16 protein-coding genes are annotated in these 18,240 nt (G+C 40.2%); 10 read left to right on the top strand and 6 right to left on the bottom strand.

The annotated features are described in order from the left end of the window. Nucleotides 1-51: 51 nt before the first annotated feature. On the bottom strand, nt 52-1,980 hold the full coding sequence (dxs, locus tag EZ444_RS12225) for a 1-deoxy-D-xylulose-5-phosphate synthase (RefSeq protein WP_131609197.1): 1,929 nt from the start codon (nt 1,978-1,980) through the stop codon (nt 52-54). Between the two features lie 93 nt (nt 1,981-2,073). On the opposite strand from dxs, the gene glyA reads away from it, so the two are divergent. Both glyA and EZ444_RS12215 read left to right on the top strand, forming a co-directional pair. Next, nucleotides 2,074-3,345, top strand: coding sequence for a serine hydroxymethyltransferase (gene glyA, locus EZ444_RS12220; RefSeq protein ID WP_131609195.1), 1,272 nt, complete (start codon nt 2,074-2,076; stop codon nt 3,343-3,345). 17 nt (nt 3,346-3,362) lie between these two features. Further along, the gene (locus tag EZ444_RS12215) at nt 3,363-6,140 is read left to right on the top strand and encodes a PAS domain-containing hybrid sensor histidine kinase/response regulator (RefSeq protein ID WP_131609193.1); all 2,778 of its coding nucleotides are present in this window, start codon (nt 3,363-3,365) and stop codon (nt 6,138-6,140) included. Nucleotides 6,141-6,365: 225 nt separating this feature from the next. Here the strand turns inward: EZ444_RS12215 and EZ444_RS12210 are convergent, their stop codons facing one another. The 5 genes from EZ444_RS12210 to EZ444_RS12190 form a co-directional block, all read right to left on the bottom strand. Continuing rightward, nucleotides 6,366-6,860: a ComF family protein gene (locus EZ444_RS12210; RefSeq protein ID WP_225874710.1), complete on the bottom strand. Its 495-nt coding sequence runs from the start codon at nt 6,858-6,860 to the stop codon at nt 6,366-6,368. A 250-nt stretch (nt 6,861-7,110) separates the two neighbouring features. After that, nucleotides 7,111-8,160, bottom strand: coding sequence for a 23S rRNA (adenine(2503)-C(2))-methyltransferase RlmN (rlmN, locus tag EZ444_RS12205; protein ID WP_131609189.1), 1,050 nt, complete (start codon nt 8,158-8,160; stop codon nt 7,111-7,113). 64 nt (nt 8,161-8,224) lie between these two features. Further along, entirely contained in the window at nt 8,225-9,265 is a 1,041-nt protein-coding gene (rluF, locus tag EZ444_RS12200; protein WP_131609187.1) for a 23S rRNA pseudouridine(2604) synthase RluF, read from the bottom strand. A gap of 85 nt (nt 9,266-9,350) precedes the next feature. Then, nucleotides 9,351-9,842 carry a DinB family protein gene (locus tag EZ444_RS12195; RefSeq protein ID WP_131609185.1) on the bottom strand — a complete coding sequence of 164 codons (492 nt, stop codon included), beginning with the start codon at nt 9,840-9,842 and terminating at the stop codon, nt 9,351-9,353. 97 nt (nt 9,843-9,939) lie between these two features. Then, nucleotides 9,940-10,632, bottom strand: coding sequence for a helix-turn-helix transcriptional regulator (locus EZ444_RS12190; RefSeq protein WP_131609183.1), 693 nt, complete (start codon nt 10,630-10,632; stop codon nt 9,940-9,942). Between the two features lie 84 nt (nt 10,633-10,716). Between EZ444_RS12190 and EZ444_RS12185 the strand changes: the two genes are divergently transcribed. Genes EZ444_RS12185 through EZ444_RS12150 form a run of 8 tightly spaced genes read left to right on the top strand, consistent with a single transcriptional unit; the run spans nt 10,717 to nt 18,234 of the window. Next, on the top strand, nt 10,717-11,895 hold the full coding sequence (locus EZ444_RS12185) for an amidohydrolase family protein (RefSeq protein WP_131609181.1): 1,179 nt from the start codon (nt 10,717-10,719) through the stop codon (nt 11,893-11,895). Between the two features lie 18 nt (nt 11,896-11,913). Further along, nucleotides 11,914-12,861, top strand: coding sequence for an NAD(P)H-dependent flavin oxidoreductase (locus tag EZ444_RS12180; RefSeq protein ID WP_131609179.1), 948 nt, complete (start codon nt 11,914-11,916; stop codon nt 12,859-12,861). A gap of 8 nt (nt 12,862-12,869) precedes the next feature. Further along, the gene (locus EZ444_RS12175) at nt 12,870-13,148 is read left to right on the top strand and encodes an acylphosphatase (protein ID WP_317048227.1); all 279 of its coding nucleotides are present in this window, start codon (nt 12,870-12,872) and stop codon (nt 13,146-13,148) included. Then, nucleotides 13,149-14,621, top strand: coding sequence for a lipopolysaccharide biosynthesis protein (locus EZ444_RS12170; RefSeq protein WP_131609177.1), 1,473 nt, complete (start codon nt 13,149-13,151; stop codon nt 14,619-14,621). Next, entirely contained in the window at nt 14,618-15,049 is a 432-nt protein-coding gene (dut, locus tag EZ444_RS12165) for a dUTP diphosphatase (RefSeq protein WP_131609175.1), read from the top strand. Before EZ444_RS12170 ends, dut begins: the two co-directional genes overlap by 4 nt. Next, the gene (locus tag EZ444_RS12160) at nt 15,050-16,111 is read left to right on the top strand and encodes a tetratricopeptide repeat protein (protein ID WP_131609173.1); all 1,062 of its coding nucleotides are present in this window, start codon (nt 15,050-15,052) and stop codon (nt 16,109-16,111) included. Then, nucleotides 16,089-16,877 (top strand): DUF4292 domain-containing protein, encoded by a 789-nt coding sequence (locus EZ444_RS12155; RefSeq protein ID WP_131609171.1) that lies wholly within the window; start codon nt 16,089-16,091, stop codon nt 16,875-16,877. The genes EZ444_RS12160 and EZ444_RS12155 overlap by 23 nt, the downstream gene beginning before the upstream one ends. Before the next feature lie 22 nt (nt 16,878-16,899). Next, nucleotides 16,900-18,234 carry a murein hydrolase activator EnvC family protein gene (locus tag EZ444_RS12150; RefSeq protein ID WP_131609169.1) on the top strand — a complete coding sequence of 445 codons (1,335 nt, stop codon included), beginning with the start codon at nt 16,900-16,902 and terminating at the stop codon, nt 18,232-18,234. Nucleotides 18,235-18,240 lie beyond the last annotated feature (6 nt).

Raw genomic sequence — 18,240 nt, 5'->3', positions numbered from 1 at the left:
ATAACATTCATTTTCTAACACATTGATTTGCTGAAGAATGAATTTTTGGAGTTAAGACGCTATGGTGGCGGTGGTTCTGCCTACTGCAATTTTCTTTACGGTTGTAATGATCGCATTGGTGTCATAGCCACAAAGTGCCCATAGTTCAGGCTGCTCGCCATGTTCTATAAACTCATCAGGGATGCCCAATCTAATTACCTGGCTATTGTATTTGTGATCAGCCATAAATTCCAGTATAGCACTACCCATGCCGCCTTGTAAGCAACCATCTTCAACCGTTACTACATGTTTATAGCGTTTAAACACATCATGGAGTATGGCTTCGTCTAGAGGTTTTACAAAGCGCATATCATAATGCGCAGGGTGTATGCCTTCACTGTTTAGTTCCTTACAGGCTTCAACAGCAAAATTGCCAACATGGCCAATTGTTAATATGGCTACATCTTCACCATCACAGATCTTCCTGCCTTTGCCTACCTCAATTGCTTTAAATGGACGTTTCCAATCAGGCATAACACCATTTCCTCTTGGGTAACGGATAGAGAAAGGGCCTGCATTTTCTAGCTGACCAGTATACATAAGGTTGCGTAGCTCTTCTTCATTCATTGGAGCTGCAATAGTCATGTTTGGGATGCAACGCATATAAGCAAGATCATAAGCCCCGTGGTGTGTAGCTCCGTCAGATCCGGCAACACCGGCACGGTCTAGACAAAATACCACATTGAGGTTCTGAATGGCTACGTCATGAATTACTTGATCGTAAGCCCTTTGCATAAAGCTGGAGTATATATTACAAAATGGAACAAGGCCTTGTGTAGCTAAACCTGCAGAGAAGGTTACTGCATGCTGTTCTGCAATCCCCACATCAAATGCACGGTTTGGCATCGCTTTCATCATAATGTTCATCGATGAACCTGAAGGCATAGCAGGCGTAATACCCACAATCCTTTTATTCGCCTCAGCAAGTTCTACCAGGGTATGTCCAAAAACATCCTGATATTTTGGAGGTTGTGGTTTATCAGATACTGATTTCTTGATTTCACCAGTGATTTTATCGAACAAACCTGGCGCGTGCCATTTGGTTTGGTCTTTCTCGGCTAAAGCGAAGCCCTTGCCTTTTAAAGTCACAATATGTAAAAGCTTAGGGCCAGGAATATCTTTTAAATCCCTGATCACTTGCGCTAAACGTTGTACATCATGGCCGTCAACCGGACCAAAATACCTGAAGTTTAGTGCCTCAAAGAAATTACTTTGTTTGAGTAAAGTGCCTTTAATGCTTTTTTCCATTTTCTTTACAAACTTGTGCGCATTTGGCCCAAGCTCAGAAAGTTTAATTAATACTTGCGAAATATCATCCCTAAAGCGGTTGTAGGATTTCGAAGTCGTAATGCTCGTTAAATATTCTTTTAAAGCGCCAACATTCTGGTCGATCGACATACAATTGTCGTTCAAAATTACCAGTAGGTTAGAGTTTTCAATACCCGCATGATTTAATCCTTCGAAGGCAAGACCTGCGGTCATTGCACCATCGCCAATTACGGCTACATGTTGACGGTCAGTTTCGCCTTTGTAGTGCGAAGCAACAGCCATACCTAGTGCTGCAGAAATAGAGGTAGAAGAGTGCCCAACACCAAAGGTATCGTATTCACTTTCACTGATTTTCGGAAAACCACTGATTCCGTTAAGGATTCGGTTGGTATGAAATACAGATTTCCTTCCGGTTAATATTTTATGACCATAAGCTTGGTGACCAACATCCCATACCAGTTTATCATAAGGGGTGTTTAATACGTAATGTAAAGCAACTGTTAATTCTACCACACCAAGACTTGATGAAAAATGTCCGCCATTTACACTCACTACATCAATAATATATTGGCGAAGTTCCTGTGCTATTTGCTCTAAATCTTGTTCTTTATACCGCTTTAAATCAGCGGGATAATTTATATTGGGTAAAAACGGACCGTTATTGTCTTCCATGCAGGCTTTATAGAATAGAAAGTACAAAGTAAGGTATTTTGTTATTAAACTAAGAAGGAAAATCGCTAATTTTACAAAAAAATACATTGATAAATGACTAGAGATACATTAATTTTTGATTTGATTGACAAAGAATTGGCCCGTCAGGAACATGGTTTGGAACTGATCGCGTCTGAAAACTTTGTGAGCAAACAAGTGATGGAGGCTGCAGGTTCTTGCTTAACTAATAAATATGCTGAAGGACTACCAGGTAAAAGGTATTATGGTGGATGCCAAGTGGTTGACACTATAGAGACCTTAGCTATTGAACGTGCTAAAAAACTTTTTGGTGCAGAATGGGTAAACGTACAACCGCATTCGGGTGCACAAGCAAATGCTGCAGTAATGCTTGCAGTGATTAAGCCAGGTGATAAAATCCTTGGTTTTGATCTTTCACATGGTGGACATTTAACACACGGATCTCCGGTTAACTTTTCAGGAAAATTGTATCAGCCGTTATTTTATGGTGTGACAAAAGAAGATGGTAGGATCGATTATGCAAAGCTGGAAGAACTAGCCCTTGCAGAACGTCCTAAATTAATTATCGTTGGTGCTTCTGCTTATTCCAGAGAATGGGATTATGCATTTGTACGCAAGGTGGCTGATAAGATTGGTGCATTAGTAATGGCCGATATTTCTCATCCAGCAGGCTTAATTGCCCGTGGATTATTACAAAACCCACTTCCTCATTGCCATATCGTTACTACAACTACGCATAAAACATTACGTGGACCTCGTGGTGGTATGATCATGATGGGTAAAGATTTTGAAAATCCATTCGGATTAAAAACGCCTAAAGGAGAAACCAGAATGATGTCATCTGTATTAGATATGGCAGTTTTCCCAGGTACTCAAGGTGGTCCGTTAGAACATATTATTGCGGCTAAAGCAATCGCATTTGGCGAAGCTTTAAGTGATGAATATTTAACTTACATTAAACAAGTACAAGCAAACGCACAGGCAATGGCCAAAGCTTTTGTAGCTAAAGGATACGGTATCATTTCTGGTGGTACAGATAATCATTTAATGTTGATCGATTTACGTAATAAAAATATCACTGGTAAGCTTGCTGAAAATGCATTGGAAAAAGCAGAGATCACAGTAAATAAAAACATGGTTCCTTTTGATGACAAATCTCCATTTGTAACCTCAGGAATTAGAGTTGGTACTGCAGCTATTACAACAAGAGGTTTTAAAGAAACCGAAATGGCAGAAATTGTTGACTTGATTGATCAGGTATTGACAAATGCAGAAGATGAAAGTAATTTAGCGCAAGTAAAAGAAAAAGTGATAAATTTAGTAAGTCGTTTTCCGTTGTATAAATAACGGCTTTACAAAGCTAAATGTTATCAAAAGACCAGCGTTCATCAACTAGTGAAAATAATCGCGTTAGCGCGCTGCATGGTTATCATATCCTGGATACCCCTTCGGAGTATCAGTTCGATAATATAGCCAAGCTTGCATCACTTGTATGCAGCGCACCTATTGCATTGATTGCATTGGTTGATGAAAATAGGGTCTGGTTCAAATCCTCAATAGGCATTACATTTAATGAGATTCCGCGAGGAATCTCATTTTGTGAACATACCATCATCAGCGAGAATGATGATGTTTTTGAAGTTTATGATGCCCTGAAGGATGATCGGTTTAAAAATCATCCATCCGTAATAGAAATCCCCTATGTAAGATCCTATGCCGGTGCCCCCTTAATAGACGAGAATGGCTTTAAGTTGGGTACAGTCTGTGTTTTTGATACGGTGCCACGGGAATTTACCAGCGCTCAGAAAGAAGGACTGCAAACGCTGGCTAAGGAAGTCATGACCCATATATCCTTACAAAGGAAAAGTGAGGAACTCGCTGCTCATGCACAGCGCTTTGAAGAATTGCTTAATATTTCCGCAGTATCTCCCGAAATACATTGTATTCTGGATAAAATGGGCATAGTCTTGTTTATTAATAATGCTGTTACTAATCTGCTGGAATATAGTGTTGAGGAAGCTGAAGGTTTAAATATCTGGAGTTTTTGTCATCGTGAAGATCTCAATAGAGTGATCAATACGATTGAAGATGGGCTCAGGAAAGGGATTAAGCAATTCGAGAATGACTTTAGGATTGTCAGTAAATCCGGCGTTATTCGCTGGATCAGTTGGACAATGGTTACCAAGAATGAAAAGTGGTATGCTTATGGTAGAGACATTACTGAAAATAAAAAGGTGGAGCATGAGCTGATGAAGCTCTCCTTTGTCGCCAGTAAGGTGAACAATGCGGTTGTTATAAACGATGCCAATAACCATGTAACCTGGGTAAATGAGGCTTTTGAGAAAATTACCGGCTTTAATCTGAATGATCTGAAAGGAAAGCGTTTAGGGGATTTGATTTCGGGGCCAAGAACAGATATGGAACTTTTGGAACACGCAAGGGAGTTGACTAAAAGAAACCAATCTTTTACAGTCGACCTCTTGGCTTACCGTAAAGATAAGCAGCCAATATGGATCTCTATTTATAATACTGTAGTATTTAATGAGGCGGGAAAAGTCGAGATAGAAGTAGAAATCATTATTGATATAACTGACAAGAAAAATGCCGAAGAGGAGTTGCAGGTCTTATCATTAGTTGCTAGTGAGACGAATACTGGTGTCAACATCTCTGATGCTAACTGTTATACCACCTGGGTCAATCAATCTCTGGAACGATTAACGGGGTATACCGCTACCGAACTTAATGGATTTAGATTGGGGGACATACTTTGTGCCGAAAGTGATGATGCTCAACAGCAATTAATTAATGAAGCAAGAGAAAAAGCACAAAATAAGCAGGCCTATTCTATAGAAGTTGAGGCAAAGAAAAAAGATGGGACAATGGTTTGGCTTTCTGTAGCCACCACACCGGTTTTGGGGCTGACAGGGAAACTCGAAAGGCAGATTGACCTAATCACAGATATTACTCAGCGTAAGCAAGTAGAGCGGGAAATGGTTGAGGCCAAAGAGCAGGCCTTGCAATTGAGTGAGGCTAAAGAAATGTTTCTTTCTGTAATGAGTCATGAGATCAGGACCCCATTGAATGCGGTCATAGGGATGACGCATCTGTTGATGGATAATGATCCGAAGCCTTCGCAAATCGAAGATTTGAATATCCTGAAGTTTTCAGGCGAAAATTTGCTCAATATTATTAATGATATCCTGGACTTCACAAAAATAGAGACGGGTAATCTGCATTTGGAGCTAATGCCGTTCTCCATGAAAGCGTTAACTACGGATATTGTGACTTCTTTAGGTGTCAATGCGAGTAAGAGAGAGAATGAGCTGGTGTTGCTATATGACGAGGAAATCCCTAAGCTTGTTTCGGGCGATAAGACCAGGCTTTACCAAATTCTGATGAACTTGTTAGGCAACGCCATTAAGTTTACATATCAGGGTAAAATCATCCTTCAGCTTAAACTTATAGCGAGTGATGAGCAGTATATAGCCATTCATTTTGAGGTAAGTGATAACGGGATAGGTATACCTGAAGATAAGCTCAGCTACATTTTTGAAGCTTTTACACAAGCTAAAACGGATATTTCAAGAAAGTATGGCGGTACAGGCTTGGGGCTGGCCATCACCAAAAGGTTATTGGAGTTGTACAATTCCGAGATTGAGGTTAAAAGTATAGAAGACGAAGGGACTTGCTTTTCTTTTACTTTGAACTTTTTAAAATCATCTCTGCTCGCTACTGGGGGAGAGCTGATTGCGCAAGCCGAAGCATTTACAGGTAAAAGGATACTTATCGTAGACGATAATGAAATCAATCTGTTAATTGCCAAAAGAATCCTGGGGAAGTTTGGGCTGAATATTGATTTTGCCCTTAATGGCGAAGAGGCCATACATAAGGTTAAGGATGAGCGCTATGATTTGGTGTTTATGGATATTAAAATGCCTGGAATGGACGGTTTTGAAGCCACCCGAATTATTCGAAGTCAGCCTGATAATTATTTTAAAATGGTTCCCATTATTGCTTTAACAGCCTCAACCCTTCAGAACGAATACAGGAAGTTTAAAGAATCGGGAATGAATGGACATATTTTAAAACCATTCAAACCTGAAGAAATCAGAGAACTGCTCTCCATTCATTTATACCAATAAAATCTTATAAAAATAGCGGAATGGATACTCTTTTTGGGGTAAAAGATAAAGGGCCGATAACTCAAAGAATGAGTTTATCGACCCTTAAATTAACGCTCTCGCAACAAAGGTGGGAATTATTTTTGAATTGCCAAATATATTGGAAGTTTTTTTTGTCATAAAATTGTTTTTTCGGGGAAAACAGGCTCTAATGAGAAGAGAGCCTGTTTTCCTTAGGAAAGATTTTTACTTGGCAAATGCAACAGTGGCAATGCTGAGCTTGCTAATTCCAGCTTCAAACAAAACGATCCCGCAAGCTTCTAATGTAGCGCCGGTTGTTATGACATCATCAACCAGTAAAATGTGCTTGTCTTTAAGGCTGGCTAACTCCACAATTGAAAATACTTGCTTCATATTTTCAAATCGTTTGTATCGTCCTTTTTTAGTTTGAGTTGTGGTTGCTTGTGTACGCAACAAACAACGGGTGTTTACCGGGATTTTTAATGTCGATGAAATTCCTTGCGCTACACATAAACTTTGGTTGTAGCCTCTTTGGTGTTCCCTGCGGCGATGCAACGGCACTGGGATAATCAAATCGACATCATCATACGCAGGATTCATCAATAGCTTTTGAGCAATCATGCCCCCAAGCTTTATTCCTAGATCTTTGCGGTCCCGGTACTTTAGATGATGGATGATGTTTTGTGTGCGAGCTCCCTTTTTAAAATAGAGTAATGACATGACTGCATGGCAGGGTAGACGGCCCCACAACTGTCTGGCGGCTCCATTCTCTTTATGGAGATGATGATCGGTATAAGGAAGATGATAAATACATCTAGTGCATAACTGGTCCTCACCATGATATAGAGAGGTGTAACAGCCACAACATAGGTTGGGGAATAAGAGGGCAACGAGGTCGCCTAAAAAACGGTTAAACAGCATCATGCTGTCAATCTAATGTGTTTTAGGGTTACACTGGTTAAAAGGGCGCTTAATTTTGTTCCTTAACGGCTAGTTGTCCACAGGCAGCATCAATATCTTTACCACGACTGCGTCTGATGTTTGTTGTGATGCCTTGATTTTTTAGGTAGTTAGAAAACGCGTCTATCTTGTCTCCTTCAGCATTAAGGAAATCAGCAAACTGGATAGGGTTGTACTCAATCAGGTTTACTTTACAAGGTACATGTTTACAGAACTTTGCCAGTTCCATTGCATCCTCAATTTCATCATTAAAATTATTGAAAACGATGTATTCGTAGGTTACAGGGTTCTTAGTTTTGGCAAAATAATATTTTAACGACTCCGCAAGTGCTTTTAATGAATTGGCCTCATTAATTGGCATAATCTCATTTCGCTTTTTGTCATTCGCCGCATGAAGTGACAGGGCCAGATTAAATTTAGCACCATCATCGGCAAGTTTTTTTATCATTTTAGCAATACCCGCTGTAGAAACCGTGATGCGTTTGTACGACATATTTAATCCATCAGGAGCAGTAATGCGCTCAATAGATTTCATCACATTGGCATAATTTAGCAGTGGCTCTCCCATACCCATGTAAACAATATTGGTAAGGGGAACATTATAGTTTTTCTTTGCCTGTTGATCGATCAGTACGACCTGGTCATAAATTTCGTCAGCATTTAGATTTCGTTTGCGATCCATATAACCTGTGGCGCAGAACTTACAGGTTAAACTACAACCTACTTGTGAGCTTACACAAGCAGTCATGCGGTCTTCCATTGGAATCAAAACACCCTCTACGATATTTCCATCGTACAGTCTAAATGCATTTTTGATAGTATGGTCGTTGCTGAACTGTGAGTTGTTTACCTCTACAACATTAATCGCATAATGCTCATCCAACTTATTTCTAAGGTCTTTGGAAAGATTGCTCATTTCTGTAAATGAACGGGCTGATTTTTCCCAAAGCCACTGGTAGACCTGTTTTGCCCTATAGGCAGGTTCCTTCATAGCCGTAAAGTGCTGTTGAAGCTGTGGCAGGTCTAATGAACGAATATCTATTTTATTTGTAGTAGGCATTTAAATGCAAAGTTACCAAAAAAATGCAATACAGATTGTAATTGTGGGGTAAAGGTATAAAAGCCTATCGTTTAGGGCTTCTGGTTTTTGCAGCCGGAGCTCCAGATCTACCATTACCAGGTTTAACTGGTCTTTTGCTAGGACCACCTGCTTTAAACCAATCGCTACTCGCTGCGCCTCCTCCTCTTGATTTGCTTGCCGGCACTTTACCAAAAGATTTACCCTTTCCACCAGGTGCACGCTCTTCTCTGGTCACAGAACCAGGAGCTTTTTTACCAGGTCTTTTTCCTTTAGTTCTTCCAGGCGTAACATTCTCCGATAAATCTTCTTCAGCTTGTGCCTTAGGTTTTTTATTTACACGTTTAGGAGCCGATGCAGCCTCTAATGCGCTTGATTTTGCAACAAGGTTAAATATCTCAGTTTGCTCTTCTGGTGTAAGTTCTCTCCATTCGCCTACAGGAATACCCTTTAAGCTAACGTTCATGATCCTTACTCTTTCCAGTTTGGTTACCTCAAATCCAAAATGCTCACACATTCTCCTGATCTGACGGTTTAGGCCTTGAACCAATATAATTCTAAATACAAAAGTACTCTCTTGTTTTACCTTACATTTTTTTGTCATCACGCCCAATACCGGAACGCCTTTAGCCATACCGGAAATAAAAGATTCGGTAATTGGTTTATTTACAGTAACCAGGTATTCTTTTTCGTGATTATTGCCAGCCCTTAAAATTTTATTTACCAGGTCGCCATTATTTGTTAAGAAGATCAGTCCTTGTGAGTCTTTATCCAGACGTCCGATAGGGAATACTCTATCGCTATGGTTCACATGGTCAACCATATTGCTTTTAACTCCAGCTTCAGTTGTGCTGGTTATTCCTACAGGTTTGTTATAAGCGATTAAAATAGTGCTGTCAACCTCTTTTGGCTCTATCGTCTGTCCGTTGACAGTGATGACGTCACCAAAATATACCTTGTCACCTACTTTGGCTTTTCTGCCGTTGATATATACATTTCCTTGCTCAATATATCTGTCGGCCGCTCTTCTCGAGCATAAACCGCTTTCACTAATGTATTTATTTAACCGTGTGGTAGAGTCAGACATGGGTATGGGTATAAATTTATTTACAAAGGAATCAATTTATACCCATATAAACTATAAAAATATTTTTATGCTTTGAACTTTAAGCCTACATTTCATCGGCACTTGGTCCGTAACTACCCGGAATAGGGATATCCATTAATCTTAGATACACACCTAGCTGGGCCCGGTGATGCACAATTTGATTTAAGCTCATACGGATTACATCGGCCTTAGGCTCTACACTATAAACCTGTTTTCCATTTCGTAGCGTCCAGTCTTTGTCCAGAACTTCTTCATACTTTTCGATAAGGTGGCTGCGTCCATCCTGCAATGATCTTTCGAAGTAAGCTAGCAACTCTTCTGTGGTATTTACGTTTTCCTGCTGATAAGGATTGTCTGCAAAATCAAGCTCATCAGTCGTCAGGGCCATGGGAACCCAGGACGGAAGTTCAGCAATGTGGGTGGCCAGTCTTTTTACCGTCATGCTTTTAGGATGTGGCTGCCAGTCAAATTTATCGTTTGGTATCCTTTCCAGCATTTTACGGGTGGTTACTGCTGTCTCTTCCATTTCTTTAAGGAACATTTTAATTCTGCTCATAATATTGTGTTTTTAATGTTTGGATTAATAACACAAATTAAAGAAGGGGCGCTGACAACCCTATGGCAGTCTGTTTTTTGAATTACAATTAAATTATTTAATAATTTACCGGCAGCGACTTCATGTATTCATTTAATGCCATATGGACCGTTTTACGGTAAGGGATTTCAAGGTTGCGGACCTTTACAATACGGGAAACTCTAAAGTCACGGTACTCATTACGCAAATGGCACCAGGCAATCAAGTGCCAGTTGTATGCGTAAAATACGAGTCCAATCGCCTCAACTTCGCGCTTGCTGCTTTCTTTATTTTGGTTCTGATAGTCGATCTCGATGATATACTTGCCCGAAATGGCATTCTGCAGATCAGCCAGATGATCAAATTCCTCATTCATCCATTCGTGGTTCAGTTGAAATTTGATGCTTTCATTAAGGAGTTCCAGTTTTTCCTTTTGAGCATGTTTCAATACCGCCTTGACCTTGTTTAGCGCCGAAGTGTAATTGGTGAAGATGGATTTGTCTGCAAAACGCGATACCATTCGCTCCATGATCAGTAAGGCATTCGCTTCATCTGAAGAAAAAGAAACTGGCGGTAAGAAATATCCTTGAACAATATAATATCCCCTGGGTTGTTCGAAACTGATGGGAACACCTTGTTCTAGCAAAGCCTTAATGTCACGATAGACCGTTCGGGTACTAATTTGAAATTGATCCGCGATTTTATCCGCAGAAATATATTTCTTCGTTTGTAGTAATAAAAGTATTCCAAAAAGTCGGTCTATTCGGTTCATAAGTTGTTCTCCCTACAAATATAATTGATCTCTATATAAAATAGCCTATAGTAGTTTTTAGATGGAAAAATCTTTTATTTGCGTATGATTTCTCATATTTCAGCAAGCTATGTTTATCCTGTAGTTGGTCCGCCAATAAAAAATGGAGTGCTTTCGATTGATTCGATCGGTGCTATTAAAGGTGTTTATACCCCTCAGGAAGCGAAGGAAAAGCAAATAAATGACATTCAATTTCATGAAGGCTTGTTGGTTCCTGGTTTTGTAAATACACATTGCCATATCGAGTTGTCGAATCTTAAAGGTCAAATTCCGAAGCATACAGGCTTGCCTGACTTTGTGAAGTCGGTGATTAAACTGAGAACTTCTGACGAATATGAGTTAAATCTAGCCATATTAAAGGCCGATATTGAGATGTATGAAAATGGGATAGTTGCCGTTGGAGATATTTGTAATCAACTCATTTCAAAAGCGTTGAAAGTGAATACCCCTGTTTATTATCACTCGTTTTTGGAGATTATGGGTTTTAATCCAGATCTGGCTAAAGAAGCAATGAAAAGGGCTAAGCAGTTTAAAGATGATCTGAGTCCTTTGCCAGTTTCTATTGTGCCTCATGCTCCTTATTCCGTATCTCCCGAATTGTTTCAGGAACTGAATGTCTATGCGCAATATCAGGATGGGCCATTGACGATTCATAATCAGGAGACAGCGGATGAAAACGCTTTTTTTGAACAAAAGACAGGTGGTTTTTTAGCACTTTTTAAGTTTTTAGGACAGGATATTAGCTTTTTTAAGCCCTCAGGAAAAACATCGCTGCAGACTTATCTGCCGCTGCTATCATCGGATTTGAAAACCTTACTGGTACATAATACCTATACCACAGCTGCTGATGTAGCTTTTGCCACAAGTATTCATCCCAATTTGTATTGGTGCTTATGTCCACATGCAAATTTATATATAGAAAATATGTTGCCTGATGTAAACATGATGAGGGCTGCGGGTATAAGGATTACTTTAGGGACAGATAGCCTGGCTAGTAATGATAGTTTAAGTATTCTTTCGGAGATGAACTTACTGCAGGAACGCTTTGATGTGCCAACTGAACAATTACTGAAATGGGCTACCTTTAACGGGGCGGAATTTTTGGGAATCGACAGGCGTTTTGGCAGTTTTGAATTGGGGAAACAGCCAGGTATTAACCTGGTTGAATTTACGGAAAAGGATGGGGCAGTGATTTTAGGAGATATGGTAAAGCGATTGTTTTAATGAAAGGTGATCAACAATATGGCGAATAGAATTACTGAACTATTTGGGATAAAATACCCGATAATCCAAGCCGGAATGGTGTGGTGTAGTGGTTGGCGACTGGCTTCGGCGGTTGCTAATGCTGGTGGTTTGGGTATTATTGGAGCCGGATCAATGTATCCCGATGTTTTGCTGGATCATATTAGGAAGTGTAAAGCGGCTACCACAAAACCTTTCGCGGTAAACGTACCTTTGCTTTACCCGAATGTGGAGAACGTGATGAAGATCATTGTTGATGAAGGTGTGCGTATTGTGTTTACATCTGCGGGTAATCCAGCTCTTTGGACAGACTTTTTAAAAGGGCGAGGAATCACCGTTGTACACGTAATTGCCAATACCAAATTTGCGTTAAAAGCAGAAGCTTGCGGTGTGGACGCTATTGTTGCCGAAGGTTTTGAAGCTGGGGGACACAACGGGAGAGAAGAAACTACGACAATGTGCTTGATTCCTATGGTGTGCGATATAGTTAAAATACCCGTTATTGCTGCCGGTGGGATTGGAAGCGGCAGGGCAATGCTCGCGGCAATGGCCTTAGGTGCTGATGGGGTTCAGATCGGCTCGGCATTTGCTGTTGCTGAAGAATCGTCAGGGCATCCTCAGTTTAAAGAGAAGATTATAGATGCTGCGGAGGGGGATACGAAATTGACGATGAAGAAAGTCGTTCCTGTTCGGCTGCTTAAAAATGAGTTTGCAGATGTGATTGTGCAGGCGGAAGCTGATGGTGCAGATAAGGATACACTGGTGAGAATTTTAGGCAGGGCACGCGCTAAATTAGGTATGTTTGAGGGCGATATTGAGCAAGGAGAATTGGAAATAGGTCAAGTGTCGGCAATGTTGAAAGAGATAAAGCCGGCAGCAGAGATATTAGCATCAATTTGGGCGGAGTTTTTGAGGGAGAAAGAGCGGATAGCATTGATTAAATTATAAAAGTATACATGGAAATAAAACATATACAAATTAAGATTACTGGAAAGGTACAAGGTGTTTCTTTTAGGGCTGTAACCAAGGTTGTAGCTGACCAGATGGGGATTAGGGGGATGATTAAAAATGAAGTAGACGGTAGTGTCTACATAGAGGCCGAAGGGGATGATACTTTGCTGGAAGTTTTTACGGATTGGTGTAACGAGGGGACAGATCGTGCTAAGATTGAGAACGTAGAGATTACACCGGGATCTGTCAAAAACTATCAGAATTTTGAAATCATTAAGAAATAGATGTCATCGATAAAGAGATTTCTTGGACAGACAGCTATTTATGGTGTGACAACCGTAGTTTCCAGGCTATTTAATTTTATACTTACGCCACTTTTTACGGGCGTATTTCAACCTGGAATATATGGGATCTTTACGAAGATGTATGCCTCGGCGTCCATGATCAATGCGATTCTTGCTTTTGGTATGGAAAGCACGTTTTTCAGATACCTGAATAAGCATGAGGATAAAAAACAAGAGGTTTACAACAACACATTTTTCTGTGTTGCCCTTATCGCCACACTCTTTTTAATCTCAGGTATTGTATTCTCGTCACCTATAGCCGCATATTTTGCCAGTGGACCGGATGAAATGACTGATTATGTAAAGTATGTGCACTATTTTGTATGGTTACTTTTCATAGATGCCATTTGCGTAATTCCATTTGCAAAAGTTAGAGCTGATGAGCGTCCTATGCGGTATAGTTTGATCAAATTCCTGAATATTGGCAGCTTTATTGGCTTCAATCTATTCTTTTTATTTGCTGTTCCAGCTATCATTAAATTTGGCGGCCCGATAGGGGAATGGTTTGGTTCATGGTACAGAGCAGAATGGATAGGATATGTGTTTATTTCAAATCTGATTGCAAGTGTGCTGACTTTGATCTTGCTTTTGCCCGAATTGATGAAGCTGCAGCTTAAGTTTGATAAGGAGCTTTTTGGTAAAATGGTTTCCTATTCATGGCCGGTTTTAGTGGCTAATCTCTCTTTTGTGGTGAATGAAAATCTGGATAAAATGATCATCACCCAGCTCGGGGTTTCTGAATATAATCTGGGGATTTACGGTGCTGTTTGTAAAATTGCCGTATTTTTAAGTTTGTTTATTACCGCATTTAGATTGGGTGCAGAACCTTTCTTTTTTAGTCATGCTAAAAGTGCAAATGCCAAACAAACCTATGCGATGATTTTGAATTATTTCGTCATTGCTCTGGCAGTTATTTTTGTCGGCCTGATTGCAAATATCGATATCCTTAAGTATTTTATTGATAGGGAATATTGGGTGGGATTAAACGCTGTGCCCTTTTTGCTGCTTGGTTATGTGTTTCTGGGAATTTATGTGAACCTATCTATCTGGTATAAATTATCAGATCAAACAAAATTTGGCTTGTATATCTCTGTCGTCGGCGCAATAACCACCATTGTATTGAACATTGTTCTTGTACCAAAGTATGGCTATATGGGCTCTGCGTGGGTATCTATGCTGGCTTATTTTGTGATGATGTTCATTTCATATATACTTGGACAGAAGCATTATCCTATACCTTATGATTTGAAAAGGATGCTTGCTTACCTGTTGGTTTCGGTTGTACTGGTGGTGCTTTCTTTTTGGGTATTTAATAGGAATCTTTATATTGGTAATGCCTTGCTATTGGTCTTTTTGGTGGGTGTGGTCTATTTTGAAAAAGATCAGTTGAAATTAATATTAAAAAAACGATGAACATAAATATCATTAACAATTCAGGTCATCCATTGCCTCAATACGAAACTGCTCATGCGGCAGGGATGGATATGCGCGCTTTTATAGAAACTGAAATTACGATTAAACCTTTGCAACGTGTTTTGGTTCCAACTGGTTTATATATTGAACTTCCGGTTGGTTTCGAAGCACAGATCCGTCCGCGTAGTGGTTTGGCTTATAAACATGGCATCAGTATTGTGAATTCACCAGGTACCATCGATGCGGATTACCGTGGAGAGATTAAGGTGCTATTGGTTAATTTGTCGGATACTGATTTTGTAGTTAACAATGGCGATAGAATTGCGCAAATGGTGATTGCAAAACATGAGACCATTGCCTGGAATACAGTTGAAGAATTAAGTGATACGGCTCGTGGTGCGGGTGGTTATGGACATACAGGTAAATAAATGAAAAGATTAAAAGTGCTTTTATTGATGTTGTTGGGTAGTGCTTCTGCATTGTTTGCTCAAAAGCCTGCCGTGCCATTGGCAGATACGGCAATGATAAAAGTGCTTTTTTTTGCTGGTTTGCGTGATAAACTGAATGAAGATTACAGTAGGGCGAACGAGAGTTTCAACAAAATACTACAATTGGATCCTAAGAATGCTGCTGTTTATTATGAGATAGCGATTGTAAACTATAGGCAGAATAATCTTTATGAAGCAGAAATGGCCATAAAGAAGGCTACGGCTTTGGAGACCAATAATACCTGGTATTGGATGCTGATGGCTGAATTGTATAAGCGTAAGGGCGATATGAATGCCATGGCTGGGGTTTTGAACCAGCTGATCCGACTTTCGCCAGATAAACCTGATTATTATTTCGATAGGTCCAATGCTTATCTGATGGCAGGTAAAACTGCGGAGGCGATGAAGGGCTATGATGAGCTGGAGAAAAAGTTTGGGGCCTCTGATGAGCTTGCCCGTGCAAGAAGGCGTGTAACTTCAGGGGGAAAGATAAATGCATCTGCTGAAGAGGAACGTAATGAAGAGCGTGGGAAGTCGGAGCTGACGGCTGTTGAACAAACCATGTTACTTGGTGAAAGCTTATATAAAAAAGGCGATTTACCTGGAGCATTGGCCCAGTTTAAAACGGTGTTGGAAGGGGAAGAACATCCTTATAGAGCCTGGGAGCAAGCTTTGAACATACAATTGCTTTTAAAGCATTATAAAGAGGCTATAAAAACCGCCGAGGCGGCACTGGATATTTATCCTAACCAGGCTATTTTATATTACTTTATGGCTTTAGCATTGCATCAGGATAATCAAAATAGCCTGGCTTTACCCCATGTGAAGTCGGCCTTGCAGCTGGATGCCGATAATGGGATTTATCTGGAATTATATGGCGATGTTTTGTTTGTAAACGGTGATAAAGAACGGGCTGTGGTAGAATGGAAAAAAGCAAAAGCAGCTGGTAACGGCTCAGAAAAACTAAATAAAAAGATCTATGAGCGGAAATATTTGGAATAATTTATTGTGGGTAGCTTTGCTTTCAACGAGCTTGTTGGCTTGTAAAACTAGGAAAGTAACAGTGCCCGCTAAGCAGCCCGGAACTGAATTAAGTAGTAAGGTCGCCGAGAATATTCAATTGTTGAAGTCTAAGGATTTAGTTTTTAGCACCTTGTCAGTTAAGGCAAAGGCGAAGTTGGATCTGGGTGGTAGCAAAAACAATGCAACGATGAACATCCGAATGGAAAAGGGGCGCCGTATTTGGGTGAGCGTTACTGCATTGGCCGGTATTGAGGTGGCTAGGGCCTTAATTACACCAGATAGCATTAAGGTACGCAACAATTTTCAGGGTGTATATTTAAAACAACCTTTCAGTTATATCCATAAGTATACCAATAAGCAGGTAAGTTTTGACTGGTTGGAATCTATTTTATTAGGTAATACGATCCCTTATTTTTTGAACGATCAGGCGAAAATTGAGAAAACGGATGGTCAGTGGATATTGCAGGGTGAAAAAGAAGCGCTTATTTATAAGGTGCTTTTTGATGGTGTAATGAAGGTTAGTGAAAGCAATGTTAATGATGTTGCTGCTGGTCAGGCTTTAAAAATTCTGTATAATGGAGTTTACCAGGATTTGGGGGGCTCATTGTTTCCCAAGGGATTGACGATAAATTCGATGACAGGAAACAAGATTGTAAACATTGAGCTTGAATATTATAATGTAGAGCGCAATGTTCCACTTGATTTCCCGTTTAGTGTTCCTGGGAAGTATGAAGTAATAAACTGATTTTTTTTATACTTTTGACCCAATGAAGCTAAGCAGATTTCTTTTCCTCCTCCTATTTATATTATCCACATCGGTTGCATTTGCCCAAAGCAGCTCGGAACTTAAAAGAAAAAAAGAGGCGATACAAAGAGAGATTGATCTGTTGCAGCGAAACCTGAAAAAAACGGCCAATAATAAAAAGTTAACCTTAGGCCAAATTAATGCATTAAATACTAAAATCAAGTTAATGCAAGATAAGATTTCGGTGATTAACTCTGAAATGAAGAATCTGGACAACCAGATTCATGAAAATACCAATACTGTAATTAATCTGAAAGGGCAGCTTGGGCAACTGAAAAAGGAATATGGTGCAATGATCAGGTTTGCCCAGCGGAATAAGAATGCCTATGATAAGATGATGTTTATTTTTGCAGCAAAGGATTTTAATCAGGCTTATAAGCGGATCAAATATTTGCAGCAATTTGGGCAGTACCGTAAAAAACAGGCGGGATACATACAGGGGACACAGAAAGATCTAAACTATAAAATTGTTATTTTAGATAAGAACCTGAAAGAAAAAAGTAATCTTTTGCATGAGCAGGAGAATGAAAAGGATAAGTTGGGTAAGAATAAGTCTGAACAATCGGCTGTGCTGAATAAGTACAGTAAGCAGGAAAAGCAATTCCGTCAGGATATTGCTACCCGTAAAAAACAACAGGCACAGATTGACCGGAATATCCGGGCGGCAATTGTTCGTGAGATTGAACTGGAGCGAAAACGTGCACTGGAAGCCGCAAGGATAGCTGCGGAAAAGGCCGAAAGGGCTGCAAAAGCGAAGGCTGCTGCCGCTACTGCCGCCGCTGCGGCAAAAGCGAAGGCTGAAAATAAACCTGCACCAGCTGCAGTCGCACCAGTAGCAGTTGCAAAACCAAAACCAAGTAGCAGTGGTTATTTAGCTGCAACGCCTGAGGCTGCAAAGTTGTCGGCCGCATTTGAAAGTAATAGAGGTGCTTTACCTTGGCCAGTAACATCTGGATCAATTACGGAGAGTTTCGGAAAGCATAAGGAAGGTCAGGCGAGTTATGACAACGCAGGGATAACCATTCAAACTTCGGAAGGCGCGGGCGTAAGAGCAGTGTTTAATGGAAAGGTGAGTAAAGTGGGAAGTGCATTGGGTAGACATTATGTGCTGATTAAGCATGGGCAGTTCTTTACTGTGTATCAGAACTTAAGATCAGTAAGCGTAAGTGCAGGTGATGAAGTAAGTACAAAACAGAATATTGGAACGGTAGCTACTTCGGGTGATATGCCAGAATTGATGTTTCAGATTTATAGAGGAGCTGTGGCGCAGAATCCTGCATCATGGATCGCTAAATAAACTATT

The sequence above is a fragment of the Pedobacter hiemivivus genome (genome assembly GCF_004331685.1).
Taxonomy (GTDB): domain Bacteria; phylum Bacteroidota; class Bacteroidia; order Sphingobacteriales; family Sphingobacteriaceae; genus Pedobacter; species Pedobacter hiemivivus.
The sequence above is the reverse complement of the archived record's forward strand: the minus strand, read 5'-3'. Positions and strand labels throughout refer to the sequence as shown.